Annotated in this window: 25 protein-coding genes; 10 read left to right on the forward strand and 15 right to left on the reverse strand. The window is 71.0% G+C overall.

Going from position 1 to position 26,479, the window contains the following annotated elements; translation table 11 throughout:
* Window positions 1–14: 14 nt before the first annotated feature.
* The 4 genes from ACFYYB_RS11110 to ACFYYB_RS11125 all read right to left on the reverse strand — a co-directional run bounded on the left by ACFYYB_RS11110 (window position 15) and on the right by ACFYYB_RS11125 (window position 2,748).
* Window positions 15–599 carry a cysteine hydrolase family protein gene (locus ACFYYB_RS11110; protein ID WP_389434648.1) on the reverse strand — a complete coding sequence of 195 codons (585 nt, stop codon included), beginning with the start codon at window positions 597–599 and terminating at the stop codon, window positions 15–17.
* A 339-nt stretch (window positions 600–938) separates the two neighbouring features.
* Window positions 939–1,520, reverse strand: a complete 582-nt coding sequence (locus tag ACFYYB_RS11115; protein ID WP_389434650.1) for a GNAT family N-acetyltransferase — start codon at window positions 1,518–1,520, stop codon at window positions 939–941.
* A 231-nt stretch (window positions 1,521–1,751) separates the two neighbouring features.
* Window positions 1,752–2,555 (reverse strand): hypothetical protein, encoded by an 804-nt coding sequence (locus ACFYYB_RS11120; protein ID WP_250739588.1) that lies wholly within the window; start codon window positions 2,553–2,555, stop codon window positions 1,752–1,754.
* 1 nt (window position 2,556) lies between these two features.
* Window positions 2,557–2,748 (reverse strand): hypothetical protein, encoded by a 192-nt coding sequence (locus ACFYYB_RS11125; protein WP_389434651.1) that lies wholly within the window; start codon window positions 2,746–2,748, stop codon window positions 2,557–2,559.
* A gap of 115 nt (window positions 2,749–2,863) precedes the next feature.
* On the opposite strand from ACFYYB_RS11125, the gene ACFYYB_RS11130 reads away from it, so the two are divergent.
* Window positions 2,864–3,832, forward strand: a complete 969-nt coding sequence (locus ACFYYB_RS11130; protein WP_389434652.1) for a LuxR C-terminal-related transcriptional regulator — start codon at window positions 2,864–2,866, stop codon at window positions 3,830–3,832.
* A gap of 26 nt (window positions 3,833–3,858) precedes the next feature.
* Here the strand turns inward: ACFYYB_RS11130 and ACFYYB_RS11135 are convergent, their stop codons facing one another.
* Entirely contained in the window at window positions 3,859–4,806 is a 948-nt protein-coding gene (locus ACFYYB_RS11135) for an EamA family transporter (protein ID WP_389434653.1), read from the reverse strand.
* A 119-nt stretch (window positions 4,807–4,925) separates the two neighbouring features.
* Here ACFYYB_RS11135 and ACFYYB_RS11140 point away from each other — a divergent pair, with 119 nt between their 5' ends.
* Both ACFYYB_RS11140 and ACFYYB_RS11145 read left to right on the forward strand, forming a co-directional pair.
* The gene (locus ACFYYB_RS11140) at window positions 4,926–5,882 is read left to right on the forward strand and encodes a LysR family transcriptional regulator (RefSeq protein ID WP_389434655.1); all 957 of its coding nucleotides are present in this window, start codon (window positions 4,926–4,928) and stop codon (window positions 5,880–5,882) included.
* 10 nt (window positions 5,883–5,892) lie between these two features.
* Window positions 5,893–7,770 (forward strand): glycoside hydrolase family 3 protein, encoded by a 1,878-nt coding sequence (locus ACFYYB_RS11145; protein ID WP_389434657.1) that lies wholly within the window; start codon window positions 5,893–5,895, stop codon window positions 7,768–7,770.
* Window positions 7,771–7,806: 36 nt separating this feature from the next.
* Here the strand turns inward: ACFYYB_RS11145 and ACFYYB_RS11150 are convergent, their stop codons facing one another.
* The 3 genes from ACFYYB_RS11150 to ACFYYB_RS11160 form a co-directional block, all read right to left on the reverse strand.
* Window positions 7,807–9,276, reverse strand: a complete 1,470-nt coding sequence (locus tag ACFYYB_RS11150; RefSeq protein ID WP_389434659.1) for a S28 family serine protease — start codon at window positions 9,274–9,276, stop codon at window positions 7,807–7,809.
* An 84-nt stretch (window positions 9,277–9,360) separates the two neighbouring features.
* Window positions 9,361–9,705: a hypothetical protein gene (locus tag ACFYYB_RS11155; protein ID WP_389434661.1), complete on the reverse strand. Its 345-nt coding sequence runs from the start codon at window positions 9,703–9,705 to the stop codon at window positions 9,361–9,363.
* A 149-nt stretch (window positions 9,706–9,854) separates the two neighbouring features.
* Window positions 9,855–11,477 carry an aldehyde dehydrogenase family protein gene (locus ACFYYB_RS11160; RefSeq protein WP_389434662.1) on the reverse strand — a complete coding sequence of 541 codons (1,623 nt, stop codon included), beginning with the start codon at window positions 11,475–11,477 and terminating at the stop codon, window positions 9,855–9,857.
* 99 nt (window positions 11,478–11,576) lie between these two features.
* Between ACFYYB_RS11160 and ACFYYB_RS11165 the strand changes: the two genes are divergently transcribed.
* From ACFYYB_RS11165 to ACFYYB_RS11180, 4 genes are all read left to right on the forward strand, one after another.
* Window positions 11,577–12,131, forward strand: a complete 555-nt coding sequence (locus tag ACFYYB_RS11165) for an EF-hand domain-containing protein (protein ID WP_389434663.1) — start codon at window positions 11,577–11,579, stop codon at window positions 12,129–12,131.
* Between the two features lie 128 nt (window positions 12,132–12,259).
* The gene (locus ACFYYB_RS11170; protein WP_389434665.1) at window positions 12,260–12,655 is read left to right on the forward strand and encodes a hypothetical protein; all 396 of its coding nucleotides are present in this window, start codon (window positions 12,260–12,262) and stop codon (window positions 12,653–12,655) included.
* Window positions 12,656–12,908: 253 nt separating this feature from the next.
* The gene (locus ACFYYB_RS11175; RefSeq protein ID WP_389434666.1) at window positions 12,909–13,343 is read left to right on the forward strand and encodes a hypothetical protein; all 435 of its coding nucleotides are present in this window, start codon (window positions 12,909–12,911) and stop codon (window positions 13,341–13,343) included.
* 67 nt (window positions 13,344–13,410) lie between these two features.
* On the forward strand, window positions 13,411–13,845 hold the full coding sequence (locus tag ACFYYB_RS11180) for a hypothetical protein (protein WP_389434668.1): 435 nt from the start codon (window positions 13,411–13,413) through the stop codon (window positions 13,843–13,845).
* Window positions 13,846–13,945: 100 nt separating this feature from the next.
* Here the strand turns inward: ACFYYB_RS11180 and ACFYYB_RS11185 are convergent, their stop codons facing one another.
* Window positions 13,946–14,704, reverse strand: a complete 759-nt coding sequence (locus tag ACFYYB_RS11185) for a hypothetical protein (RefSeq protein ID WP_389434670.1) — start codon at window positions 14,702–14,704, stop codon at window positions 13,946–13,948.
* A 332-nt stretch (window positions 14,705–15,036) separates the two neighbouring features.
* On the opposite strand from ACFYYB_RS11185, the gene ACFYYB_RS11190 reads away from it, so the two are divergent.
* Window positions 15,037–15,471 carry a hypothetical protein gene (locus ACFYYB_RS11190; protein ID WP_389434671.1) on the forward strand — a complete coding sequence of 145 codons (435 nt, stop codon included), beginning with the start codon at window positions 15,037–15,039 and terminating at the stop codon, window positions 15,469–15,471.
* 265 nt (window positions 15,472–15,736) lie between these two features.
* Window positions 15,737–16,171, forward strand: coding sequence for a hypothetical protein (locus tag ACFYYB_RS11195; protein ID WP_389434673.1), 435 nt, complete (start codon window positions 15,737–15,739; stop codon window positions 16,169–16,171).
* 77 nt (window positions 16,172–16,248) lie between these two features.
* On the opposite strand, the gene ACFYYB_RS11200 is transcribed toward ACFYYB_RS11195, so the two are convergent.
* Entirely contained in the window at window positions 16,249–20,106 is a 3,858-nt protein-coding gene (locus tag ACFYYB_RS11200) for an ABC transporter ATP-binding protein (RefSeq protein WP_389434675.1), read from the reverse strand.
* Between the two features lie 81 nt (window positions 20,107–20,187).
* Window positions 20,188–20,952 carry a GntR family transcriptional regulator gene (locus ACFYYB_RS11205; protein WP_389434677.1) on the reverse strand — a complete coding sequence of 255 codons (765 nt, stop codon included), beginning with the start codon at window positions 20,950–20,952 and terminating at the stop codon, window positions 20,188–20,190.
* A gap of 165 nt (window positions 20,953–21,117) precedes the next feature.
* On the opposite strand from ACFYYB_RS11205, the gene ACFYYB_RS11210 reads away from it, so the two are divergent.
* Window positions 21,118–21,528, forward strand: coding sequence for an ATP-binding protein (locus ACFYYB_RS11210; RefSeq protein WP_389434679.1), 411 nt, complete (start codon window positions 21,118–21,120; stop codon window positions 21,526–21,528).
* Here ACFYYB_RS11210 and ACFYYB_RS11215 read toward each other — a convergent pair.
* The 4 genes from ACFYYB_RS11215 to ACFYYB_RS11230 form a co-directional block, all read right to left on the reverse strand.
* Window positions 21,518–22,213 carry a hypothetical protein gene (locus tag ACFYYB_RS11215; protein ID WP_389434680.1) on the reverse strand — a complete coding sequence of 232 codons (696 nt, stop codon included), beginning with the start codon at window positions 22,211–22,213 and terminating at the stop codon, window positions 21,518–21,520. The two genes, ACFYYB_RS11210 and ACFYYB_RS11215, sit on opposite strands and share 11 nt — an antisense overlap.
* Window positions 22,185–24,332 carry a DUF6571 family protein gene (locus tag ACFYYB_RS11220; protein ID WP_389434682.1) on the reverse strand — a complete coding sequence of 716 codons (2,148 nt, stop codon included), beginning with the start codon at window positions 24,330–24,332 and terminating at the stop codon, window positions 22,185–22,187. The genes ACFYYB_RS11215 and ACFYYB_RS11220 overlap by 29 nt, the downstream gene beginning before the upstream one ends.
* Window positions 24,333–24,350: 18 nt before the next feature.
* Entirely contained in the window at window positions 24,351–24,725 is a 375-nt protein-coding gene (locus ACFYYB_RS11225; RefSeq protein ID WP_389434684.1) for a hypothetical protein, read from the reverse strand.
* A gap of 82 nt (window positions 24,726–24,807) precedes the next feature.
* On the reverse strand, window positions 24,808–26,475 hold the full coding sequence (locus ACFYYB_RS11230; RefSeq protein ID WP_389434685.1) for a thiamine pyrophosphate-binding protein: 1,668 nt from the start codon (window positions 26,473–26,475) through the stop codon (window positions 24,808–24,810).
* Window positions 26,476–26,479: the final 4 nt, after the last annotated feature.

Consider the following 26,479-nt stretch of genomic DNA (forward strand, 5'->3'; position numbering starts at 1 on the left):
GGGGAGGGGCGTGGTCACGGGGTCTTGATGTTCTTGCGGGGCAGGCCGCCCTCGGCGTCGAGGACCTTGATGACCTCGGTGGAGTCGGTCACCGTGGCGCAGTAGCCCTCCAGCCAGTCCAGGGCGCGCTGCTTGTCGTCGAGGCGGGCCGAGACGACGCAGTCGGAGGGGACCCAGATGTTGTAGCCGCGGAAGAAGGCGTCGGCGGCGGTGGTCTGGACGCATATCTGCGTCTGCATGCCGGTGATCAGCACGGTGTCCACGCCGAGGGCCTGGAGGCGGTCGTGCAGGTCGGTCTCGTAGAAGCCGGAGTCCTTGCTCTTCTCCATGACGACGTCCTCGGGGGCCAGGAAGGCCTCGATGATGTCGGCGCCGTGGGTGCCGCGCTGGACCGGGAGGTAGCCGTCGTAGCGCTCGGCGTTCGGGTCGTCCGGGTCGTTGACGAGCTGCAGGTGGAAGATGTGGTGGCCGCGGCTGCGCATCTCGTCGAGGAAGCCGGTGAAGTGCGGGGTCGCGGCCTCGACGGCGGCGACGCGCTCCGGGTTCTTCTCGACCAGTTCGTACTGGAGGTCGTTGGTCAGGACGGCGATCTTGGACATGGCTGTGCCCTTCGGTGGAGTGGTGTGGTTCCGGAGCCCGTCCGGCGCACGTCGGCGTGCGCCCCGGCGGGCGGTGGGTGAGGTGAGGGAGCTGCGCACCGGCCGGTCGGCCGCGAGGGGCCGTGTCGCACGGGCGGATCGGCCCGGGGCGGTGTACGGCGTGCTCGGTGCGGGGCCTGCGCGGCCCCGGCGGGCGGGCGGCGCGGCGGTGGGGAGGGGTGCGGGTGCGGGTGCTTGGGAGGGGGGACTTACGGGTGTGCGCGTACGGCGTCGGGCGCGATGTGCGTCAGGCGCGGTGTGTGTCCGACCCGGCGTGCGTACGGCCTGCCGGTACGGAGGTCAGCTCGCCACCGCGACGCGGTCGGATTCCAGCTCGTGCAGCCAGGTGCCGGTGGCCTCGAAGTGGTCCGTGATGTCGGCGAGTCGGGCGTGCATGTAGAAGCCGGTGACGGGACGGCCGTCGGCGCGGGCGTAGTCGGGCAGCCGGCCGTACTCGCGGAAGCCCAGTCGCTGCCAGAGCACCGAGGGGCCGTCGTCGCGGACTTCGAGGGTGATGACGTCGCAGCCCATCTCGCCGACCTTGCGCAGGGCCTCGGCCCAGCCTTCGAGCAGGAACTGCCCGCGGTAGTCGGGGGCCACGACGCAGCGGCGCATCTCGACGATGTGGCGCCGGGCGGGCAGCGGGGCCCGGGCGAGCGTCACCATGCCGACGATGCGGCCTTCGTCGTTGCGCACGTGGAGCAGGTCGACGGCGCCCTTCCGCAGGTCGGCCTCGAAGGCCCGCATCAGGGGCAGGCCCTTCTCCAGGCCCACCGGTTCGTAGAAGCCGAGGGTCATCTCCTTGACCGCCACGGCGTCCATCAGCTCGATCATTTCGCGCATGTCCTGTTCGGACAGTTCGCGCGGCCATGAATAGTGCATCGTCTTCCTTGGTGAGTAGACGGTGGAGCAGCCGGACCCCGGACATCGCGGCGCTGCCCCCGTGGGGGCGGCGCGGCACATCTGGAACGCAATGCCCGGGATCGCCGGACTGCGGGGGTGTCGGCCCTACGGCCCTTCAGAGCTACGGCCCTTCAGAGCTTCGGCCCTGGAGCTTCGGCCCTTCGGAACTTCGGCCCTTCAGCGCGTCGCCGGCAGGTGTGGGCCGGTCGGTCAGACCGAAGCGGTGGCCTTCGTCTGCAGGTTGGTCTGTACGGCGGCGGCCGGTGCGGCCTGGGTCAGCAGCGAGGCGTCCGCGCCGGCACCGAGCACGGTGGCCGCGTAGACCTCGACGAAGTAGGACACGAACAGCGAGTTGATCTTGATGAGGTGCTCGACGAAGCGCTCCTCGTCGGCCTCGTCCTTGATGATGCGCATGATCAGGTTCCAGACCATGTCGACGTGGTCGTCGTCGTCGTCGAGGGCCAGGTGCGCGCGGGCGCCCTTGGTCTTGTCGGCGCCGACGTGCTGCTCCATGATGTCGAGCCAGTCGGGCTGGGTCTTGCCCGCGATGTACTCCAGGTAGAACCCGCTGATCATCGCGGCCAGCGGACCCTCCGTGGCCATCGTGTAGTAGAAGTAGCCGTTGAGCAGCTCGGTGGCGAAGGTCGGACGGATCGCGTAGATCTCCTCGTCCGTCATGCCGACCTTGTGCAGGTCGCCGGCGAACATGCGGTCGTGGCGGCCCTCTTCCGCGCCGTACAGGCCCCACTCCTTGCAGAGCTGCGGGTCCCGGGTGGCCCAGTAGTTGGCGATGAGCGGGTCGACGGCACGCTTGAGGCCGATCCGGATCATCGTCTCGACGTTGTGCCGCTTGTACAGCTCGAGGTCGAACTTCTCCTTGTCGAGCATCCCGTCGGCGCCCGCGCTGCGCTCGTAGAAGTCCCGCTCGAACTTCAGCAGGAGCTCGTCGACGCGCTTGCGGAACTCAGGGCGCTGCAGGTTGGAGTACGTGTTGTACGACTTACTACGAGGCATCTCATCCCCAGCCGAGATCGTTGACTACCTGACCCGGACCAGTGGCGGCGGCGATGTTCGCCGCACCACTCGTCGTCGGGGCGAGGAAGCCGGTCACGGCGAAAGTTGCCGCAATGGCGATGAGGAAACTCGCTATACGTGGCATGCTTGCCTGCCCCTCAAGATGTCTTGCGGTCCGGATCAGCTTCGGCATCATCCTGTCCGTTCGGCCACATCCGGAGCCATCCCTTTCTGGGATCATGTTGCCGCTGGCGAAAACATGACAGGGGGATGAATTGAACTCAATCAGACAAGTCCATCCTTTTACAGTGCCCCGGCTCACCCACGCCGGGGACCGTCTCTACCGGTTCGTCACCCGAACACCGGGTACAACGCGCGAAACAGCGGCCCTGGCCCTGGACATGAGCGCCGCCGAGGTGCAGGAGGCGGCGGACGCGCTCGACGATCTGGGGCTGCTGAGCGTGTGTCCCGCGACGGGCGTCTACACCCCGTACCCCGTGGAGCACGCGCGCATCAAGGTCCTCCACCCGGCGCAGCACAGCCTGAACGAGACCCAGTCCTTCCTCGACCAACTACGCGGAGAGTTGGATGAGTTGACGGTCAAGACGGCCGATATCCAGGACGACACCTCACTGGAGGTCGTGCCGGGCCTGGGCGACGTGCGCAAACTCATCGCCGGACTCGCGGACGGCAGCCGCACCGAGGTGCTCACCTCCCAGCCCGGCGGCGCCCGGGACGAAGAGGTCCTCGCCGAGAGCCTGGAGCGGACCGAACGCCTGCTGGGGCGGGGGGTGCGCATGCGGACCCTCTACCAGCACACGGCCCGGTTCAGCCCGGCCACGGCGTCCTTCGTGGGGCGGGTGACACCGCTCGGGGCGGAAGTGTGCACGCTCGCCGGCGGTTTTCCCCGCTGCATCATCTTCGACAAGGAAGTGGCGATCATCCCGCTCGCGGACGGATCGCACGGGGCGGCGGTATCGAGAAATAGCCACCTTGTCTCATTCCTATCGGAGGCCTTCGAGCGGGCCTGGAGCGCGGCCGAGAAATTCACCTCGGAAAACGATCAATCGGCGCGCGCCGCGATAACCTCCGACATTCAGCAGACCATCGTTTCGCTACTCATTCAGGGCGAATCGGACAACAGAATAGCCCACGTGGTCGGTATTTCATTGCGCAATTGTCAACGCCACATTGCGAACATCATGAAGAGCATCGGTGCCCGCAACCGGCTCCACGCCGGATACCTGCTGGCGAAGGAGCCCTTCAACGGCGTCTGACCCGCCGGGAGCCGGAGCGGGCTGGCCTAGCGGCCGCCCGCCGCCGGAAGCGGAACCTCCAGTGAGGCCACCACCGCGGGCTCCGGCCCCTCCGCCGGCCGCGGCGTCGCGGCCCGGGGCTTCGAGGGGACCAGGGAGGTCACCGCCACCCCGCCGACCAGCAGGACGGCCGCCACCCAGCGCAGCCCGCTCACGTCCTCGCCGAGCACCAGCGCCGCCGAGCTCATCCCGAAGACCGGGACCAGCAGCGAGAAGGGCGCCACCGAGGAGGCGGGGTAGGTGCGCAGCAGGAACCCCCACGCACCGAAGCCGAACACCGTGGTGATCCAGGCGAGGTACACGATGACCCCGACCCCGCTCCAGTCGAGCCCGCGCAGCGCCGCCAGGTCCCGCTCGGGGCCCTCGATCAGCAGCGACAGTCCCGCCAGCGGCAGCACCGGCACCACGCTCACCCACACCATGAAGTTCAGCGCGTCGGGCGGGGAGGCCTTGCGGGTCAGCACGTTGGACACGCCCCAGCACGCGGCGGCCGCGATCACCATCGTGAAGCCCAGCACCGGCCCGGAGGCGCCCTCGTCCACGGCGGCCACGGCGATGCCCGCGAAGGCCACGGTCATGCCCGCGATCCGCAGCCGGCCCGGCCGCTCCTTGAGCACGACGGCCGCGAACACGGCGGTGAACACCGCCTGCGCCTGGAGCACCAGCGAGGACAGCCCGGCCGGCATCCCGTTGGCCATCCCGGTGAACAGCAGCCCGAACTTCGCGATGCCGAGGATCACGCCGACCGCGACGATCCACTTCCAGGCCACCTTGGGGCGCCCGACGAAGAACACCGCCGGCAGGGCCGCGACCAGGAAGCGCAGGGCGGACAGCAGCAGTGGCGGGAAGGATCCGAGCCCGAACTCGATGACGACGAAGTTGAAACCCCAGACCGCGGCCACGAGGACCGCCAGGGCGATGTGAATGGGTCGCATGCTCCGAGCATCCGCTCATCAACCATTTAGCACCAGCGCGGATGTCTTCAGGGTCGGATGTAGCGTTGCTTCATCCAACCTCCGTCCAACTGCCCGGCCCGCGCCCTAAGCTGCCTGGCATGCTCGACCTCTCCCGGCTCCGCGCCCTGCACGCCGTCTCCGTCCACGGCTCGGTCGGCGCCGCCGCGGCCGCCCTCGGGTACACCCCCTCCGCCGTCTCCCAGCAGATCGCCAAGCTGGAGCGGGAGACCCGCACCACCCTGCTCGAACGCCACGGCCGCGGGGTGGCCCTCACCGAGGAGGCCAAACTGCTGGCCGCCACGGCCCAGCAGCTGATGGACATCTCGGAGCGGGCGGAGACCGCGCTGGAGGAGTCCCGCGGCCAGCCGGTGGGCCGGCTGCGCGTCGCCGCCTTCGCCTCGGCCGCCCGCGGCCTGCTCCCCGGGGTCCTCGCGGACCTGGCCCACCGTCACCCGGCCCTGGAAGTACGGCTCACCGAGATCAACCCGCACCTGTCGATGGACCTCGTCTCGCGCGGGGTCACCGACCTGGCCGTGACCCACGACTGGGACATCGCCCCGCTGCCCGCCCCCGAGGGCGTGGAGCAGGCGGTGATCGGGGACGACCGCTGCGACCTGGTGGTGCCCGCCGGGCACCCCTTCACCTCGCGCGAGGTGATCCACCGCTCGGATCTGGGCGGGCAGCGCTGGGTGTGCCAGCCGCCCGGCCGGGTCTGCCACGACTGGCTGGTGCGGACCCTGCGCACGGCCGGGTTCGAGCCCGACATCACGCACGTCGCCGAGGAGAACCACACCATCGTCTCGCTGGTCGCCGCCGGGCTCGGGGTGGCCGTCGTACCGCGGCTGGGCACCGGGACGCTGCCGCCCGGCGCGGTGGCCGTACCGCTGGATCCGGGCCCCGTACGCCGGTTGTACGCCCTGTGGCGGACCGGGGCGGCCCGCCGGCCGGCGATCACCGAGGCCGTACGGACCCTGCGCGAGCACTGGCCGCTGGTCGCCCCCCGTCCGGGGGACTCCGCGAGTGTCCCCCGCTCCGGAGACCCCGTACCGCAGTAGGGTCCGGCGCGTGCCGAACCACGCCTCCCGCCGGACCCTGCTCACCGTGGCCGCCGTGGCCGCCGTCACCGCCGCGGGGGCCGCCTCCGCCGCGGTGGGCCCCGCCCGCGGCCCCGGCGGCCCGGCCCCCGACGACTCCCGGCCGGGCGACCGCGCGCCGGGGCGCTCCCCCGCCCGTCACACGTCGGGGGCCGCGCCGCGCGAGGCGATGGCGCGGATGAGCCCGGCCGAACTGGTCGGGCAGCTCTTCGTATCGCGGGCGTACGGGCACTCGGCGACCGAGCCCGACCCCGAGGACGCCGCCCTCAACCAGCAGGCGTTCGGGGTGCGGACCCCCGCCGAGCTGGTCGCCCGCTACCACCTCGGCGGAATCGTCTACTTCGGCTGGGCGCACAACACCCGCTCCCCGCGCCAGATCGCCGAGCTGTCGGCCGGGCTCCAGCGGGCGGCGGCGGGCTCGGGCGAGGGCGTCCCGCTGCTGCTCTCCATCGACCAGGAGCACGGCGCCGTCGCCCGCGTGGGCCGGCCCGCGACCCTGCTCCCGGGCGCCATGGCACTGGCCGCCCTGGCCCTGGGCAGCGGCGGTTCCACCGCGGAGGCCCGCCGGGCCGCGCGCGTCGCGGGCGCCGAGCTGGCCGCCATGGGCATCCGGCACAACTACGCCCCGGTCGCCGACGTGAACGTCGATCCCGCCAACCCGGTCATCGGCGTACGGTCCTTCGGCGCCGACCCGCACGCCGTGGCGGCCCTGGTCTCCGCGCAGGTCCGCGGCTACCAGGGCGCCGGAGTGGCCGCCACGGCGAAGCACTTCCCGGGGCACGGGGACACCGGCACCGACAGCCACGTCGGGCTGCCGCTGATGAAGCACACCCGGGCCCAGTGGGAGGAGCTGGACGAGCCGCCGTTCCGGGCGGCCGTGGAGGCGGGCGTGGACGTGGTGATGACGGCGCACATCGTGTTCCCCGCGCTCGACCCCTCGGGGGATCCGGCGACCCTCTCGCGGCCCATCGTCACCGGGATCCTGCGCGAACGCCTGGGGTTCCGCGGGGTGGTGGTCACCGACGCCCTCGACATGGCCGGGGTCCGCCAGAAGTACGGGGACGACCGGGTGCCGGTGCTGGCCCTGAAGGCCGGCTGCGACCAGCTGCTGAACCCGCCGGACCTGGGGCTGGCCGTCCGCAGCGTGCTGGCGGCCCTGGAGTCGGGGGAGCTGACCCGGGCCCGGATCGAGGAGTCGGTGCTGCGCATCCTGGAACTGAAGGCCCGACGGGGTCTGTTCGACGCGCCGGCCCGGGACGCGGCGCAGGACGCCGCGCGGGTGATGGACGCGGTGGACGCCACCGTCGGCACCCCCGCCCATCTGGCGGCCGCCGGGGAGATCGCGGACCGTACGACGACCCTGCTGGCCAATCCGGTGGGGCTGCTGCCGCTGGATCCGGCGGACCGGCCGCGGCTCCTGGTCACCGGGACCGACCCCGTCTCCCCCACGGGTACGACGGGACCCCCCACCGCGGTACTGGCCCGGGAGCTGTCCGCGCTGGGCTGCCGGGCCACGGCCCTGCCGCCCGCCCGCGCGGTGGCGGCCGCCCCGGGCAACGCGGCCGTGCTCGTGTGCACGTACAACGTCCCCGAGGGCGCGAGCCCGCAGCGGGAGCTGGTCACCGAACTGCTGGCCACCGGCGTGCCAGTGATCCTGGTGGCGACCCGCAACCCCTACGACCCGGCCCGTCTGCCGGCCTGCGCGGCCGAGCTGGCCACGTACACCTGGACGGACGTGGAGCTGCGGGCGGCGGCCCGGGTGCTCACCGGGACCGTGCGGCCGGCCGGCCGCCTGCCGGTCCCGGTGCCGGGCCGCTACCCGCTGGGCCACGGGCTGGCGTACGGGTAAGCCCCCGCATCCCTCCCGCGGCCCACCGCCGAGCCGTTACGGGCGCAGCATCGGCTCGCGCTCGATGTCGCGCTGGTCGAGCTGCGCGTCGGGCTTCGCCAGCGGCGCCGCCTTCGCCGCACCGGTGGGCGCGGTGGCCGGGGCCACTCCGGCCCACTTCAGGATCTTCTCGGTGGCCAGCGCCTTCTCGGCCTCCATGAGCTTGGAGACGTTGGCCCCGTGGTTGGCGCCCGGAGCGATCATCACGTAGCTGTCGCGGGCCCCGTAGCCGAGGTGGAACGGTTCGGCACCCCACGGGTCGTTCTGCCCGTAGACGAAGAGCATCTGGTGGGCGTTGTTCTTCACCCAGGTGTCCACGTCCCGCATCGCCGCGGGCTGGAAGGTCATCGGGATGTCGCGGGGCACGAAGTTGCGCGGCGGCTGGTAGCCGTAGCGGCTCAGGTTGCCCAGGTGGGGCTGCTTGATGTCGGGGGATCCGAGCTGGGTGCCCGCCTGGTAGTAGTACGGGGTGTACGTCTCCAGGCCCTGGTCGGCGTAGGCCGAGAAGCCGGAGATCGCGTCGATCGTGTCCCAGATCTCCTGGTCGGTCGCGGTGGCGGCGGCCGGGATCGTGGCGCAGTCGGCGAGCAGGCTGTACTGCCAGAAGGCCCACACGTAGTCGAGCACGACGGCCTCGTAGGCCTTGTCGAGGTTGCCGACGGTGGTGAAGGTCCAGCCGTTCTCGGCGGCGGCGACCGCGTACTTGGCCTCCAGCGGCTCGCGGCGCACGAGCGCCTCGCGCTGCACCGCGTTCAGCTTGTCGCGGCACTCCTTGGTGCCGACCTTGGCGAAGAACCGGTCGTAGGCCGAGTCCTCCTTGTTCACCACGTCGTTGGGGGCGACGTACGCGACGACGCCGTCCATGTCGCGCGGGTAGAAGCGCTCGAAGTAGGTGGCCGTCATGCCGCCCTTACTGCCGCCCGTGGCCAGCCAGTTCTTCTTGTAGACCTTCTTCAGGGCGGTGAAGATCCGGTGCTGGTCACTGGCCGCCTGCCAGATGTCGAGGTTCGACCAGTTCGCCGGATCGGGGCGGGACGGGGTGAAGAATCGGTACTCCAGCGACACCTGGTTGCCGTCGACTATGGTCGTCGGCTCGCTGCGGCGCGGGTTGGTGTTGACGTTGTAGCCGGAGGTGAAGAACACCGTGGGCCGCGTGACGTCCTTGTGCAGCAGGGTCAGGCGCTGCTTGAAGGTGCCCTTCCACGGAGCGCGGTGGTCGACCGGCTGCTCGTAGTTCAGGACGAAGAAGCGGTAGCCGGGGTACGGCTTCTCCTCGATCAGGCTCATCCCGGGGATCGCGAGGATCCGGTCCTTGATGTCTTCCGTGGCGGCCTTGGCATCCGTGGCGGTGGCATCCGTGACGGCGGACGGTTCCGCGGCGGTGGCCGCTTGCGCCGTGGTGCCGGCCGTACCCACGGTGCCGATCAGCACCGCGAGCGACAGCAGCCATCCGAGCTTCTTGCGCATTCACACTCCCCATGAGTTCACATCGGTCGCCGTGAACCTAGCTGGGGGAACACGCGGCTGAACAGACCTAGTTGGGCCGCTCCATCAGCAAAGGATCCAGCCGGAATCGACGGATCCGGCTCCCACGCTCCCCTTTACATACACGCAGCGGCTGATCGCGTGGACGCTGACGGGTCCGGCGTACCGGGTGAATCGCCCCGCATCGCGCACCGGGAAGCCGCCGCGCGGCTGGATGCTCACCGACATCTCCCGCCGCTGGCCGGGCGTCCGGGCGACCGTCATGGCGCAGGCCCGGTCGCGGGTCTTGTAGACGCGCACCTCCCCCGTGGAGAAGGGCAGCGTCCGCACCAGGCTCCCGGCGCACCCGCCGGACGCCGCGTACGCGGGCTGCGCCGCCAGCAGTCCGGCCGCTCCCAGCGAGAGCGTCACGGTGAACACCCCGGCGCGGGCGGCCCATCGCCTCCGCGGGTTCCGCGGGTCGCGCGCCTTCAACACCCTGTCTCCCATCCGTCGTACGTACAACGTGCGTACGTTCGTACGACGCCGGGCCGCCCCGCATGGTTGCTCGGGACAAGAACTCAGCCCAGGCAACCCGCCGAACCCGTCGGGGCCTCCCCGCACGCCGCCGCGTGGTCGAAGACCGATTCCCGCGGCCGGACCAGCGTGGCGACGGCGATCGACTGGAGGTGCGTGGTGCGCACGGCGGGCATGTTGGCCTCGCCGAACACCCCGCCCGTCGCTCCCGTGCCGCCGTTGTACGGGAGCAGGGGCAGGCAGCCGATGTGCGAGTCGTTGACCTTGAGCATGCCGCCGTTGACCACCTCCTCACAGAACCGCTCGACGACCCGCTCGTCCCGGCTCCACAGGGAGTTGCGCAGGCCGTAGCGGTTGGCGTTGAGGAAGCCGATGGCCTCCTCCAGCCGGACCGGCGCCTCGGGCACGACCACGCAGAGCAGCGGGAAGAAGGTCTCCTCGCGGAAGGCGCGCAGCCGGGCGGCCCGGTCCAGCCCGTCCACCCGGACGACCGCCGGGCGGATGAACGGCCCCGCCGCCGAGGGCTCGTCGTCCACGTCGACGAACTCCCCGCCGCACAGCAGCTCCCCGCCGGCCTCCAGCACCTCACCGAGGAACTCGGTGAACTCCGCCCGCTTGACCACCGGGCTCAGTACGGTGCGCGGGTCCTCCGGCGGCCCGGGCCGGATCTCCCGCACCTGCTCCATCAGCTCCTTGAGCAGCCGGTCGGCGACCTCCGGATGCACGATGGCGAACTTCGGGGTCATGCAGATCTGCCCGGAGCCGTAGTACCGCTCGCACAGGGCCCGCGCGGCGAGATCGGCCTCGGCGTCGTGCCACACCAGCACCCCGTCGTTGCCCGACAGCTCGAGCACGGGCTTCTTCCCCGCGGCCACGCACTCCCGCTCCAGCTTGAGGCCCTGCTCGGAGCCGCCGAAGAAGACGAGGTCGTCGCAGTCGGGGCTGTCCAGCCACTGGCGCACCGCGGCGCGGGCGTGCGTGCAGAGCACGTTCAGGGTGCCGGGCGGGGCGCCGAGCCGCTCCAGGAGCGGGGCCACGATCTCCCGGTAGACGAAGGAGACGCCCAGCGGGGCGGTGGGCGGCGCGTTGACGACCAGGCTGTTGCCGGCGGCGAGCGCCAGCGCCCCGTAGAAGGAGTTGGAGGTCGGGGCGTTGCGCGGCGGGCTCAGGCACACCACCCCGTCGGGCTTGCGCACCATGCGGGTCCGGCGTCCGGCCGCGGTCCGCTCGGGCTCCCGCAGCCGCCCGGCGAAGTCGGCGACGGAGTCCGGGTGGAAGGAGGCGGTCACGGAGTCCAGCTCCCAGGCGGCCAGCCGTACGGGGTGGCCCTCGGCGACCAGCAGCCCGGTCAGCTCCTCGCGCCGCTCGGCCACGGCCCGGTGGACTCCGTACAGCAGCTCCAGCCGGTCCGCGAGCGGGATCCCCGCCCATCCCGGCTGGGCGGCGCGGGCGGCGGTCAGGGCGCGCAGCCCCTGCTCGGGGGTGGACATGGCGACGCGGCCGGCCAGCAGCCGGTCGTCGTACGGCAGGTCCTCGCCGCGCTCCAGCCTGGCCTTGAGCCCGAGCACCGCGAAGGGCTCGCGAAGCAGCTGCCCCACCCGGGGCGAGTACACCCAACGGGTGCCGGGCTCCTCGACGCCGTTGACCCATACCTCGTAAGAGTGCATCGACAACTTCCTAGCGGGATAACGGGAGTTCGTGATCACGCAGGAGATTACGCTACGTGAACGGGGAACCCCGTACCGTAGCCGTGAAAGGCACTTGAAATGACGAACGACCTTCTCGACCGCAAGCTGGACCGCGCCTTCGCCCATCTGGACGTCAACGATGACCAGGTGATCGACGAGCACGACATCATCGGGCTCGGCTCCCGCCTGCTGTCGGCCCTCGGCGAGCCGGCGACCTCTCCCAAGGCGACCCAGGTGATGGGCGGGCTGGTCGATTTCTGGCAGGAGCTCTTCACCGAGCTGGACATGGACCGGGACGGGAAGGTCACGCCGGAGGAGTACAGGCAGGGCATGACCCGCCTCTTCCAGGACGACCGCGCGGCCTACGACAAGTCGTTCCGGCCGATGGCGCACGCGATGCTCCTGGTCGCCGACAAGGACGACGACGGGCGGATCAGCCCCGAGGAGTTCCACGCGGCCCAGCTCGCCTTCGACACCAAGCTGAACCGCGAGGACACCGACGCGCTCTTCACCCGCATCGACGCGGACCACGACGGATTCCTGTCCGTGGACGAGCTCCTCGGTGCGGTACGGGAGTACTACACCGGCACCGAGGAGGACGCCCCCGGCAACCTGCTCTTCGGTGAGCTCTAGCCCCGAAGGGGACCTAACCGGGGATCCGCGCTCCGTCAAGCCGCGAGATCTCGGGGCGTGACTCCGCACGGTCGGCGGGGCGTACTGGGACGAACCCCATCCGCCTCGCCCACCAGAGGAGAACAGTCATGAACCACGTTTCCAGGAAGCCGCGCCTCGTCCTGTTCGCCGCTTCGGCCGCCATCGTCGCGGGCGGCGTCCTCGCGCCGGCGGCCGCGTTCGCCGCCACCCCCGCGAGTGCGCACGCGGTCAGGGCCGACGACACCGGCAACGAGTCCACCCTCCTGCTGCGCACCGACTCCGACGAGGGCCGGATCCGCACGGACCAGCCCGCCGAGGACAGCCCGGGCAAGTGGGGCAAGGCAAAGCACAAGCGCCCCGGCAAGCATTCTCCCGAGAGCCCCGTCATCAATGTTCCCGACAAGCCGGAGTACCAGTGCGTAGCCGCCCCCTGCGGGCCGCCCGAGAACATCGACGACGCGACCTTGGGATACACGACCGTCCCCAACGACGCGAGGACGTGAGGTCGACGCAGGAGCACACCGGAGCCCCGGGTCCGCACGACGGACCCGGGGCTCCGCTGCGTGTCCGAGGCGACTCGAACCGCGCTTTTACGCGCATCAGCTCTCCGCGTCAAGCCCCGAATCCGAGTGGCGTGACGCGGATCCCGCCATCGGGTTTATTTGAAGTACGCCCTCACCGGGAAACACCGGAAGGAATAGAGGGCAGGAAATCGCCCCTCATTCCCTCTCTTTCTTTTCCGAATGGAGAACCATCATGTTCAAGATCCTGTCGACCCGCCGCATCGTCCTCGCCTCCGCCTCCGTCGCCCTCCTGGGTGGTGGCATCGCCCTCCCCGCCACGGCGATGGCCGCTCCTTCGGTCGCCCCGCAGCACACGGTCACCGTCCTCCAGGACGACAGCGCCGACGGCATCGGCACTGGTGGCGACGCCACGGCCGACAACACCACCGTCGGCGGCACCTCGCAGGGCGGCAACGCCAACAGCGGCGTCGGCAACTGCAAGGGCAAGTGCACGATCACCACCGGAAACGCCACCGGCGGCGACTCCAGCGCCGACGCCATCAACACCGGAGACGCCACCGCGGTCGGCGGGGACGGTACCGGTCAGGGCGGAGTCGTGAAGAAGGTCAACAAGCAGACCGTCAAGAACCAGGTCAAGAAGGACCTGAAGGCCAAGCTCGGCAACTAATCACCACCCCCGATCCTTTCCCCGGAAGATTCCCGAATCCCCCTTTCTTTTCGAATGGAGAACCATCATGTTCAAGATCCTCTCGACCCGCCGCATCGTCCTCGCCTCCGCCTCCGTCGCCCTCCTGGGTGGTGGCATCGCCCTCCCCGCCACCGCCATGGCCGCCCCCACGACCGCCCCGCACCACGCGGTGTCCCTCGTCCAGGACGACAGCGCCGACGGCATCGGCACCGGCGGCGACGCCAGCGCCGACAACACCACCGTCGGCGGTGAATCCCGCGGTGGCGACGCCAACAGCGGCGTCGGCAACTGCAAGGGCAAGTGCACCATCGACACCGGCGACGCCCGTGGCGGCGACTCCAGCGCCGACGCCATCAACACCGGAGACGCCACCGCCGTCGGCGGCGACGGCACCGGCACAGGCGGAGTCGTGAAGAAGGTCGACAAGCAGACCGTCAAGAACCAGGTCAAGAAGGACCTCAAGGCGAAGCTCGGCCACTGAGCCGGCACACCGGTCCATCCACCACCCAGCAGAACGGCGCCCCCGGGATTCCCGGGGGCGCCGTCGTGCGTTCCGAACCGTCGGGCGTTCGCCCTCGGTATCAGGCGTTGCCGCCGGTGGCGGTCGCGTCTCCGCTCACCGCGCTCGCGTTCCCGGTGTTGAGCGCGTCGGCACTCGCGTTGCCGCTCGTCGCGTTCCCGGTGGTGATCGTGCACCTGCCGATACAGGTACCCACACCGGAGGTGGCGTCGCCCGAGACGGCCGTGCCGCCGGTGGTGGTGTTGGTGGCGGTGGCGGAGCCGCTGACGGCGCTGGCATCGCCACCCCTGCGGTCGCCCCCGCCACCGTCCCCGCCGCGCATGGACCTTCCGGTCGAGCTCGCCGCCGTGTGGCTGCTACGGCTCAGCACGTCGGCGGTCACGGCCGTGTTGACGCTGTCGAAGCAGAGGCCGTTGCACCGGTTGGAGGCGCCGTCACCCACAGCGGTGTTGGTGCTGGTGCCGCAGAGGCCCGTGCACTCGTTGAACGCACCCGTCCCGACCGCGGTGGTGGTGCTGTCGCCGCACAGGCCCGTGCACAGGCCGGAGGCGCGGTCACCGACGGCGGTGTTGGTGCTGTCGCGGCACAGGCCCGTACAGCTGCCGGAGGCGCCTTCACCCGCGGCGATGTTGTTGCTCCCCTGGCAGAACCCTTCGCAGGCCCCGGGGGAAGCGCCGCCCACCAGGGCGCTGATGCTGCTGTCGCCGTAGTGCGGGGACGCCGGTGCGGCCATCGCGGTCGCGGGCAGGGCGATGCCGCCGGCCAGTGCCACGGAAGCCGTGGCCAGCACGATGCGACGGGTCCAGGAACGCTCGTTCATCGGAAATTCTCCGGGATTCGTGTGCGGAGTAATTCGACTGTGGCCAAGCGTGCGCGCGCTGGGTTTTGTTCGGGGCGACGCTATCGCGCGGATCCCGCCACCGTACGGATGCGTCCGCACACGGCGTGTTGTCACATCCCCGATGCCGTACCCCGCCACTCCGGGCCCCCGGGGTGCGACGCACCGCAATTATCAAGATCGACCCTCCACGTCAAGCCCCGAATGCGAGTGGCGTGACGCGATTCCCGCCATCGGGTTTATTTGAAGTACGCCCTCCCCGGAAAACACTCCGGGAATCAGAGCCCCCTTTCCTTTCCGAATGGAGAACGGCCATGTTCAAGATCCTGTCGCCCCGTCGCATCGTCCTCGCCTCCGCTTCCGTCGCCCTCCTGGGTGGTGGCATCGCCCTCCCCGCCACGGCGATGGCCGCCCCTTCGGTCGCCCCGCAGCACGCGGTCTCCGTCCTCCATGGCGACAGCGCCGACGGCATCGGCACTGGTGGCGACGCCAGCGCCGACAACACCACCGTCGGCGGTGAATCCCGCGGTGGCGACGCCAACAGCGGCGTCGGTAATTGCAAGGGCAAGTGCACGATCACCACCGGAAACGCCACGGGCGGCGACTCCAGCGCCGACGCCATCAACAGCGGCGATGCCACCGCGGTCGGCGGCGACGGCACCGGCCAGGGCGGAGTCGTGAAGAAGGTCAACAAGCAGACCGTCAAGAACCAGGTCAAGCAGAACCTCAAGGCCAAGCTCGGCAACTGAGCCGGCAAGCCACCCCCGCACGACCCACAGAACGGCGCCCCCGGGATTCCCGGGGGCGCCGTTTCGCGTGCCGCGGACATTCCCGACCACCGACGGGAATTACCAAGATCGGCCATCTGCGTCAAGCCCCGAATGCGAGTGGCGTGACGCGGATCCCGCCATCGGGTTTATTTGAAGTACGCCCTCACCGGGAAACGCCGGAAGGAACAGAGGGCAGGAAATCGCCCCTCATTTCCTCTCTTGCTTTTCCGAATGGAGAACCATCATGTTCAAGATCCTGTCGACCCGCCGCATCGTCCTCGCCTCCGCCTCCGTCGCCCTCCTGGGTGGTGGCATAGCCCTCCCCGCCACCGCGATGGCCGCCCCCTCGGTCGCCCCGCAGCACACGGTCACCGTCCTCCAGGACGACAGCGCCGACGGCATCGGCACCGGCGGCGACGCCACCGCCAGCAACACCACCGTCGGCGGGACCTCGCAGGGCGGCAACGCCAACAGCGGCGTCGGCAACTGCAAGGGCAAGTGCACGATCACCACCGGAAACGCCACCGGCGGCGACTCCAGCGCCGACGCCATCAATACCGGAGACGCCACCGCCGTCGGCGGCGACGGCACCGGCACCGGCGGAGTCGTGAAGAAGGTCAACAAGCAGACCGTCAAGAACCAGGTCAAGCAGAACCTCAAGGCCAAGCTCGGCAACTGAGCCGGCAAGCCACCCCCGCACCAACCACGAACGGCGCCCCCGGGAATCCCGGAGGCGCCGTTTCGCGTGCCGCGGTCCTACGCCGCCGCGGCCGGCTCGTCCTCGCCCGCGAAGGTGCGCCACAGCTCGGCGTACCGGCCGCCGCGGGCCAGCAGCTCGGCGTGGGTGCCGTCCTCCGCGACCCGGCCGCGGTCCATGACGACGACCCGGTCGGCGCGCGCGGCCGTGGTCAGCCGGTGCGCCACGACCAGGGTGGTGCGCTTGCCCGCGAGCCGGTCGGTGGCCTGGTTGACCAGGGCCTCGGTGGCCAGGTCGAGCGCGGCGGTGGCCTCGTCGAGCAGCAGCACGTCGGGGTCGACGAGCTCGGCGCGGGCCAGCGCGATCAGCTGGCGCTGGCCGGCGGAGAGGTTGCGGCCGCGCTCGGTGACGGTGTGCAGGTAGCCGCCGTCCAGGGTGGCGATCATGGCGTGGGCGCCGACCGCGTGCGCCGCGGCCTCCACCTCGGAGTCGCTCGCCTCGGGCCGCCCGTAGGCGATGGCGTCGCGGACCGTTCCCGGGAAGAGGTACGGCTCCTGGGGGACGACGCCGAGGCGGTGGCGGTAGCCCGTCAGGTCCAGCTCGCGCAGGTCCACCCCGTCGGCGGTGACCCGGCCGGCGGTCGGATCGTAGAACCGGGCCACCATCTTGACCAGCGTGGACTTGCCGGCTCCGGTCTCGCCGACGAAGGCGACGGTCTGCCCGGCGGGGATGCGCAGGCTGATGCCGGTGAGCGCCGGTTCCTTCGCCCCGCGCTCCTCGGCCGTGCCGTACGAGAAGTGGACCCCCTCGAAGGCGATCTCGCCGCGCAGCTCGGGGACCGGGCGGGGGTCGGCCGGGCGCGGGGTGCTGGTGGGCTCGCGCAGCAGGCCCTGGATCCGGCCGAGGGAGACGGTGGCCTGCTGGTAGCCGTCGAAGACCTGCGAGAGCTGCTGCACGGGGGCGAAGAACAGGTCGATGTAGAGCAGGTAGGCGACCAGCGCGCCGGTGGTGAGCGTGCCGGCCTCCACCCGCCCGGCGCCGACGATCAGCACGGCGGCCGCGGCCCCGGAGGACAGCAGCTGCACGAAGGGGAAGTAGACGGAGATCAGCCACTGGCCGCGGACCCGGGCCTCGCGGTACGAGTCGCTGCGCTCGGCGAACCGGATCGCGCCGGCGCGCTGGCGGCGGAAGGCCTGGACGATGCGCAGTCCCGCCACGGACTCCTGGAGGTCGGCGTTGACCAGTCCGACCCGGTCGCGGGCGAGCTCGTAGGCGGCCACGGACTTCCTGCGGAAGAAGACGGTGCCGATGATCAGCAGGGGCAGCGTGGCGAAGACGATCAGCGCCAGCTCCACGTCCAGCACGAGCAGGGCGACCAGGATGCCGAGGAAGGTCAGGACGGAGACGACGGCGGTGACGAGCCCGGTCTGCAGGAAGCTGGACAGGGCGTCCACGTCGGTGGTCATCCGGGTCATGATCTTGCCGGTGAGCTCGCGCTCGTAGTAGTCGAGGCCGAGGCGCTGGAGCTGGGCGAAGATCTTGACGCGCAGGGCGTAGAGCACGCGCTCGCCGGTGCGGCCGGTCATCCGGGTCTCGGCGAACTGTGCGGCCCACTGGGCCAGGACCACGCCGAGCGCGAGGAGGGACGCCGCCCAGACGGCGCCGAGGGCGGCCGCTTCGACGCCCTGGTCGATGCCGTGCCGGATCAGGATGGGCAGGAGCAGCCCGGAGCCGGCGTCGAGGGCGACGAGGCCGAGGGATATCGCGAGCGGGGCCCAGAAGCCGCGCAGCAGGCGGCCCAGGTTGTAGCTGTCCTCGGCCGACGCCGCGCGGGTCTCGTCCACGTCGGGGGTGTCGTCGGCGGGCGGCAGCGCGGCCACCTGCGCGAGCAGCTCGGGAGTGGCGGACATCCCCGCGGCGGCGGTGGCCTTCTCCTCCGCCTCCTCCTGGCGCTGCCAGAGCTCGGGGGTGATCCCGCCGGCCACCCGGCGCTTGGCGTTGACCGGCTCGGAGTCGATCTCTGCCTCGAGCTCGATGTCCCGCTCGATGTCCCGCTCGAACTCCTCCATGCCGGGCGCCTCGGGCGTCCGCGGGGAGCCGGCGCCCAGCGCGTCCGGGTCGGTGAGCAGCCGCCGGTACAGGGCGGAGCGGCGCTCCAGCTCCTCGTGCGTACCGACGTCGGAGAGCCGCCCGTGGTCCAGTACGGCGATCCGGTCGGCGAGCGCGAGCGTGGAGCGGCGGTGGGCGATGAGCAGGGTGGTGCGGCCGGCCATGACGGCGCGCAGCGCCTCGTGGATCTCGTGCTCGACGCGGGCGTCGACGGCGGAGGTGGCGTCGTCGAGGAGCAGCAGGCGGGGGTCGGTGAGGATGGCGCGCGCGAGCGCGATGCGCTGGCGCTGGCCGCCGGAGAGGGTCAGGCCCTGCTCGCCGACCGTGGTGTCGTAGCCGGCGGGGAGCGCCTCGATGAAGCCCTCGGCCTGGGCGGCGCGGGCGGCGGCCCGGATCTGCTCCTCGGTGGCGCCGGGGTGCCCGTAGGCGATGTTGGCGCGGATGGTGTCGGAGAAGAGGAAGGAGTCCTCCGGCACGAGCCCGATGGCATCGCGCAGGGAGTCGTAGGTCAGCTCGCGCACGTCGTGCCCGCCGACGCGGACGGCGCCGCGGTCGGCGTCGTAGAAGCGCGGCAGCAGCAGGGAAACGGTGGACTTCCCGCTGCCCGAGGACCCGACGAGGGCGACGGTCTCCCCCTCGGCGATCGACAGGCGGAACCCGTCGAGCACGGGCCGCTCGGGGTCGTACCCGAACCGCACGTCGTCGAACTCGACGGTCGCGGGTGCGTCGGCGGGCAGCTCCTTGCTCCCCTCCTGGATCACCGGCTCGGTGTCGATGAGCTCGAAGACCCGCTCGACGCCGGCGCGGGCCTGCTGGCCGACGGTCAGCACCATGGCGAGCATCCGGACGGGGCCGACGAGCTGGGCGAGGTAGGTGGAGAAGGCGACGAAGGTACCGAGGGTGACCTGCCCCTTGGTGGCCATCCAGCCGCCCAGCGCCAGCATGGCGACCTGGCCGAGGGCCGGTACGGCCTGCAGCGCCGGGGTGTAGCGCGAGTTCATCCGGATCCCGCGCATCCGCCCGGCGAACAGCCGGCGGCCGGCCTCGCGGAGCTTGCCGGTCTCCTGCTCCTCCTGGCCGAAGCCCTTGACGACGCGGACGCCGGTGACGGCCCCGTCGACGACGGTGGCGACGGCAGCGGCCTGGCTCTGGGCGTACCAGGTGGCGGGGAAGAGCTTCTTGCGGCTGCGCTTGGCGATGAACCAGAGCGCGGGGGCCATGAGCAGCGCCACGACGGTCAGCAGCGGCGAGAGCCACAGCATGATCCCGAGGGATATCCCGAAGAGCAGGAAGTTGCCGATGGTCATGGGCAGCATGAAGAGCAGCCCTTGGATCAGCTGGAGGTCGGTCGTCGCCCGTCCCACGACCTGCCCGGTGGACAGCTCGTCCTGGCGGCGGCCGTCGAGCCGGGCGATGGTGGCGTACATGTCGGTGCGCAGGTCGTGCTGCACGTCGAGGGCGAGCCGCCCGCCGTAGTACCTGCGGATGTAGGTCATCACGTACACGAGGACCGCGGCGCCTATGAGCATCAGGGCCCAGGGCGTCATGGGCTTGCTCTGGTCGCCTATGACGTCGTCGAGGATCACCTTGGTGACGAGCGGCACGAGCGCCATGACGGCCATGCCGCCGAGCGAGGACCCGAGGGCCAGTAGCACATTGGCCTTGTACCGCCAGGTGTAGGCGGCGAGCCGCCTCCCCCACCCCTGTTTGCTGCCAGCCGCCGTTTCCGCCGTCGCCGTAGCCACGTACTGCCTCCCCGTTCGTCCTGCCCTACCGGAAGCCCCAACGCTCCGACCGGCGGATTTCATCCCGCCGCAACAATTCGAACGTGTACTCCGGGCGCCTCCGGCGCACCCGGGGAGCGCCGGGAGGGTGGCGGGGCGCCCGGGTCAGGGGGCGTCGAAGTCGTACTCCAGGACATAGGCGGAGGCGTCGAGGACCATCTCGTTGACCTCGACCACCCGCCCGTCGGAGTCGAAGGCCGTACGGACGACCAGCACGACGGGCGTCCCGGCGGCCAGCCCGAGGCTCGCGGCCTCCTCGGCATTCGGCATCCGCGACCGGACCTCCTCCCGGAACCGCGCGGGCTCGTGCCCCAGCTCGGCGAGCCGGGCGTAGATCCCGCCGGGGCCGCTGTCGGGCTCGGCGACGGGCGTGCCCGCGACGAGGGCGGCGTCGAGGTAGGAGGTCGCGAACATGACGGGCTTCCCGTCGAGCAGGAACCTGCGCCGCCTGACGCACGCGGGCGCACCCGCGGTGAGCCCGAGCACGGCGGCGACGGCCTCGGTCGGGGGTTCCTCGGTGACCCCGACGAACTCCACGACGGGGTCGCGCCCCTTGCCGTCCGCCGCCCAGATGGAGCCACCGGCGCCCCACACCTCGACGGCCAGCCGCTGGATGCCGCGCCGCCGGATTCCGACGCGGAACTCACGTACGTAGACCCCGGCACCCTTGCGCGCTTCGGTCAGCCCCTCGGCCTGGAGGACGGCGAACGCCTGCCGTGCCGTCATCCGGGCCACGCCGTACGTGGCCATGAGATCGCTCTCACCGGGCAGCCGGTCACCGGGCCCGTACTCGCCGGAGGCGATGGCGTCCTTCAGCGCGGCGGCGATGCGCAGGTACTTGGGCTGCCGTGCGGCGCCGTCGTTCGGCATGCGGTCCTCCCCGATCATCCGTCGACAGCCTAGGGGCGCATCAGCGCACCGGAGGCCGTGCGCCCGCGCAACACCCGTCGGCATCGAACATATCTAGATACCTCTTGACGGCCGATCGGGCGACTCGCTTCACTGGATCTCAGGTATCTAGATAGGTGAGGTCTCATGACACTGCCCTGTGCTGCCCACGAGAACTACTGGCTCGTACCCCGCACCCCCCGCGCCCCCGGCCGGGCCCGCGCGCTGCTGCGCGAGCAGGCCACCGCGTGGGGCATCGGGACGCAGGCCGCCGAGGCGGCGGAGTTGCTGCTCTCCGAGCTGGTCACCAACGCCGTACGGCACGCGCGCGCACCGCAGGGCCGGGACCTCGGCATCCGGCTCGCCCGCTACGACGGGCTGCTGCGCGTGGAGGTGGCCGACGCCGGCCCCGCCGTGAAGCTCACGCCACAGGTGGTGGAGGACACCGACGAGCGGGGCCGGGGGCTCGCGATCGTCGCGGCCCTGGCCGAGCGGTGGGGCTGCTGCCCCCGGCTCCACGGCATCGGCAAGGCCGTCTGGGCCGAGGTCAAGGTGTAGGCAGCGGCTTCACCACGGGCGCCTGCTCCAGCGGCTTGTTCTCGCAGCCGAGGGCTTCGGTGATCCGGCGGGCCATCAGGTAGGTGAGGGCGGTCTGCCGATCGCGGGCCGCTTGGTCGACGGCTGCCGGGGTCGAGCTGGTGCTGTGCTCAGCCTTCGCGTGGAACCAAGCCGACTTCGAAGGCCCGCCGAGCGCACCGGGCATGTCGCAACCGACGTACAAGTTCGTGTCGGTGTCGTTGGCCTGGCCGAAGACACCGCCGTCCATCTCGAACGGAATGCCATTGGCCAGGACGAAATCCAGCTTCTCGGCGGCACGGGAGACCCACCCGAATCGGAAGGTCACGCTACCGCCCACTCCGTCGGCCCCCGATAGGACGCACCGGGTCTTCACGGGGATCCGGTGCTCCGGGCTCACCTCCGGCAGCGCGGATCGCAGCGTCGCCACCAGCTCGCTCGTGCTGTTGTAAACGAAATCCTCGAAGGCGTCCGCAGCGATGACGTCCCTCAAGAGGACGCCCTCCTCCGATGAAGGGCCGACCCCACACGGCGGCTTCTCGTTCTTGGCGTGTGCCTCCGGCTCGCCCGAAGTGCACGACACGAGCATCAATCCGCTGACGAGCACAGCCGTCGCGCGGCCGAGAGCCTTGACCACATCACGGCCTGAGGTGTGCACGAGCAGCATCCCGTCCCGAGGTGTAGCCCTCGCCCGCCTCGTTCTTGGCGTGGTCGAATGCATTGTCCTCACGGATCTTCCGATCGTCTCCCCAGCCGTCCAACATCCTGTTGGTTCCCCCCACACCCGCTCCGAAATTGCTACTGGAGTCCTTCTTGCTCTGATCCTCGGCCTCGCCCTTGACGTCCTCGACCCACTCGTATTTGAGCGAGTCCATCAGTGAGCCGCCGACCGTCCCCACGACCGGGATCTCACCGATCAGCCCGTTCGCGACGGCAGAACTGTGTTCGGACGTACCTTCCGCCCAGGTGACCCGGTCGTCTTCCTTGTCCTTGTAGACATCGGCCCCGATGCCGTTGAGGGCGCCGTTGGCCGCACCGATGTCGTGGGCACGGTTGTCCCAGTCCGCGCTCACACCGTGCAGGTCACCTTTGTACGGTGCAGCGGCCTCTAGCTGCCCCGCCCCGTAGGCCCGCTCGGCCTCGACCATCAAGGCGAATGCCGGGCCGTCGTCCGCGATGCCCCGCATCACTCGGATCAGGCTGCCCTGGCCGACCGCGATCTGGGCCTTGTCCCCCGAGCCGTGGATCGAGTCGTTGCCGTTGATCATGCCCAGGTCGGAGTTCTTGCCGCCCAGGATCTCGTGCGTGTCCGCGACGTAGTCGACCAGCGCCTTGGCCATCGGCTGCCGCAAGCCCTCGCGGTCCTCCGGGAACTCGTCGCCGCCCATGTCGTCGTCCAAGAGGCGGATCGCGTCGTGCATCACCCGGGCCTGGCCCTCCGTGTGCGGGCCGGGCGGGCCGAGCTTCTCTCCGTCGACGTGGCCCGTGGCCGCCGCCTGGAGGGCTGCGCCCAGGCCGGCCGTCTTGTCTCCGTGCATCTCGATCGGCTGGCCCACGCCCGTCGAGATCCAGGGGTCCGGCATGTCGCGGTCGGAGAGGAGGTACTTCAGGTGCTCGTTCTTGTTGCCCGGGGCTTGCGGGTCCAGGAAGTGCGTCGCCGCGTCCGGGTCCTTGGCCATGATGCCCAGGAGGCCGTCCAGGGGGTCCGTGACCAGGTTCGGGCGCTGGGAGTCGTACGCGTGGTCGTACATGTGGGGCTTCGACTTCTCGGCCTCGATCATGCCGTCGCCGAGGTCGTTCAGGAACTGCTTGCCGTAGCCGTCGCCGCGCTGCAGCACGGTGACGAGGGACTGGTAGCCGTACGTCGGGCGCAGGCCGTCGGCGACCAGGGCCGGGCCCTGTTCCTTCAGGCCCGCCATGAAGGGCTTGTAGGCGTAGCTCTCCGGGTCCTTCGTGCCCGAGGCGATGGTTCCCGCCAGGCCAGTACTGATCGACTCGTAGAGCTTCTTGTCGGCCGCCGAGGCCCCGCGTTCGCTGGACGCCAGGACCAGCTGGTCGGCCAGGTGGACCGTGTCCTTCGCGCCCAGCGAGTGCAGGTACGCCTCGCTGAAGTGGCTGTCCTTCGCGTTCTGGCGGAGCAGGTCGTCGTAGTGCTTGAGCTCGTCCGGGGAGGCGTCGCCCGACTGGATCTTGTGGGTGAGGGCCAGGGCCTCCACCGCCTCCACGTCGCCCACGGCCTGGGAGTTGAAGCCGAAGAGGGACGTGCCGTCGGCTCCGGACGCGTTGAGGAGGGCGATGCGTACGTCCTCGTCGAACTCCGTGACCGCCTTGACGGTGTCCGCGATGCGCTGCGTCCAGGACCGCTCGATCTCCGGGAGGTCGGGGTCGTGGCGGATCGCGTTCACGGAGGCGGGGTCGGCCTTGCCGAAGTCGTAGCTCGCGACGCCCGCGTCCGAGACCTTCATGCCGGCCTTCACCGCGTCCGCGACAGCGGAGGTCACCCGTCCCTTGAGGTCCGTGAAGCGGGCGTGCGCGTCGCGGAGCAGGGACTCCATGGCCAGCGCCTGGGTCTGCGCCGCGTCGAACTCCCGGCGGGTGATGGCGGCGTTGTTGCTCGCCGTCTGCGCGCTGCTGCCCATCCAGCCGTTTCCACTGGAAACGCTCTGGACTTCCTTCTCGTAGACGTCTTCCATCGTCTTGAACTGAGTCGCCATCGACTTCCAGCCGTCGGCGGCCGTGACGAGAGCCCCGAGGTCGGTGGTGACGATCTCCTGGTACGTCGGCATCGCGTCCTCCCCCTGCCCCTACAGGCCTGCGAGCTTGGACGTGACCGGCTGGAAGCCCTGGCCCGTCAGCTGGTCGTTGCCGGTGAAGAGGTTCGAGGCGCCGCGCAGGGCCGTCTTCTCCGAGCTCAGGCGTCCCATCAGGCGCTTGACCTGGTCGTCCCAGTGCGTGTGGGCCTTCGTCAGGCCGGTCGCCGTCTCCCAGCCCGCGAAGGCCTTGACCGCTGTGGCCGTCGGCTCGTCGGCGGCGTCCGCCGCCTTCGTCGTACCGGGCTGGAGGACGTTCTCGATGGTGTCGGCCGCCTTCTTCTTCTCGGGCGGGGCCGTTCCCAGGACTCCGGTGCCCGGCGCGGGCGTGGACTGCCTCTGCTGGGCCCATTGCTGCTCGAACGACACCGCTCCCCCAAGGATTTGCGACCGGGACCGGCCCGGGCCGACCGGAATGACCGGTACCAACCTAACCCGGGCCGCGGATCACTCAGACGTGGGTGGGTGCGAACATCTTCGGCTTGGCCGGAAGTAGCAGGAGCGAAGGGCCGGGCGTCTTGAGGGACTTGGCCAGGTCCTCGCGGAGGGATTCCGGGGTGGTCGTGGTCGCCGGGACGTCGAAGGCGGCTGCCAGCGCCACGAAGTCGGGGCGGGTCAGGGCCGTGCCCGTCTCGCAGCCGTACTCGCGCAGGATGCCGTAGCCGCCGTCGTCCACGATCAGCCAGGTGACGTCGAGGTCGTGCTGGCGGGCGGTGGCCAGGTCGGCGATCGAGTACATCGCGCCGCCGTCGCCGGAGACCGCGAGCACCGGGGTGCCCGGCTCCGCCACGGCCGCGCCGAGCGCCGCCGGGAAGGCGTAGCCGAGGCCGCCCGCGCCCTGCGCCGAGTGCATGGTGTTGGGGTGCTTGGCGTCGAAGGCCGACCAGGCCCAGTAGGCCAGGATCGTCATGTCCCAGAAGGACGGGGAGCGAGGCGGGAGGGCCTGCCGGATCGAGGTGAGGAGCTGCTGCTCCAGCGTCAGGTCCTGGGAGGCCAGTCGGTCCGCGATGTCGGCGAGGAGCAGGCGGACGCGCTCCGGGGCCTGCGGGTCGGGGCGTTCGGCCACCGTTTCGAGGAGGGCCTGCAGGGCGAGGCGGGCGTCCGCGTGGATGCCGAGGCCCGTGTGGTTGGACTCCAGCTTGCCGAGGTCCGCCTCGATCTGGACGACCCGGCCCTCCGGGAAGAACGTGTGGTAGTTCGAGGACAGTTCGCCCAGGCCCGAGCCGACCACCAGCAGGACGTCCGCGTCCTCCAGGAAGTCCGTCATGTGGCGGTCCTCCAGCCAGGACTGGAGGGAGAGCGGGTGGGTCCAGGGGAAGGCGCCCTTGCCGCCGAAGGTGGTGACGACGGGGGCGTTCAGCCGTTCCGCGAGCTGCTTCAGCTTGCCCGCCGCGTCCGAGCGGATCACCCCGCCGCCCGCGATGATCACCGGGCGCTCGGCGTTCTCCAGCCAGTGCGCGGCCAGCGCGGTCAGCTCCGGGCGCGGCGCCAGTTCGTGCGGGGTCGCGTCCATGCCGGTGACCTGCGGGACGAAGGTCTCCGCGCGCAGGACGTCTTCCGGGATCTCCACCCACACCGGGCCGTGCGGGGCGGTCAGCGCCGATTCCCAGGCCTCGGCGATCACGGACGGGATCTGGGAGGGGGTCCGGGCGGTGTGCACGGACTTGACCACGTCCCGGAACGAGGCCGACTGGTCGCGCAGCTCGTGCAGGTGGCCGCGTCGGCCGCCGCCCAGGCCCGGGGTCGGGACCTGCGAGGAGATCGCCAGGACGGGTGCGGAGGCCGCCGCCGCCTCGGCCAGGGCCGGGAGCGCCATGAGCGCGCCCGGGCCCGTGGACAGCAGGAGGGGGGCCGCCTCGCCGGTCATCCGGCCGTACGCGTCGGCGGCGAACCCGGCGTTGTTCTCCGTACGCAGGCCCACCAGGCGCAGGTCCGAGCGGCCGACGGCGTCGAAGAGGCCGAGCGCGTGCTGGCCGGGCAGGCCGAAGACGGTGGTCGCGCCGAGGGAGCGCAGCGTCTCCACGACCAGGTCCCCGCCCGTGCGCCCCGGCGGGGGCGCGAGCGCCGCCGCCTTCTGGGCTTCGGTGGGACGGAGTACCAGGTCGTGGTCGTGCGTCACGTGC

The organism is Streptomyces sp. NPDC002886 (assembly GCF_042888445.1).
Classification (GTDB): Bacteria; Actinomycetota; Actinomycetes; order Streptomycetales; family Streptomycetaceae; genus Streptomyces.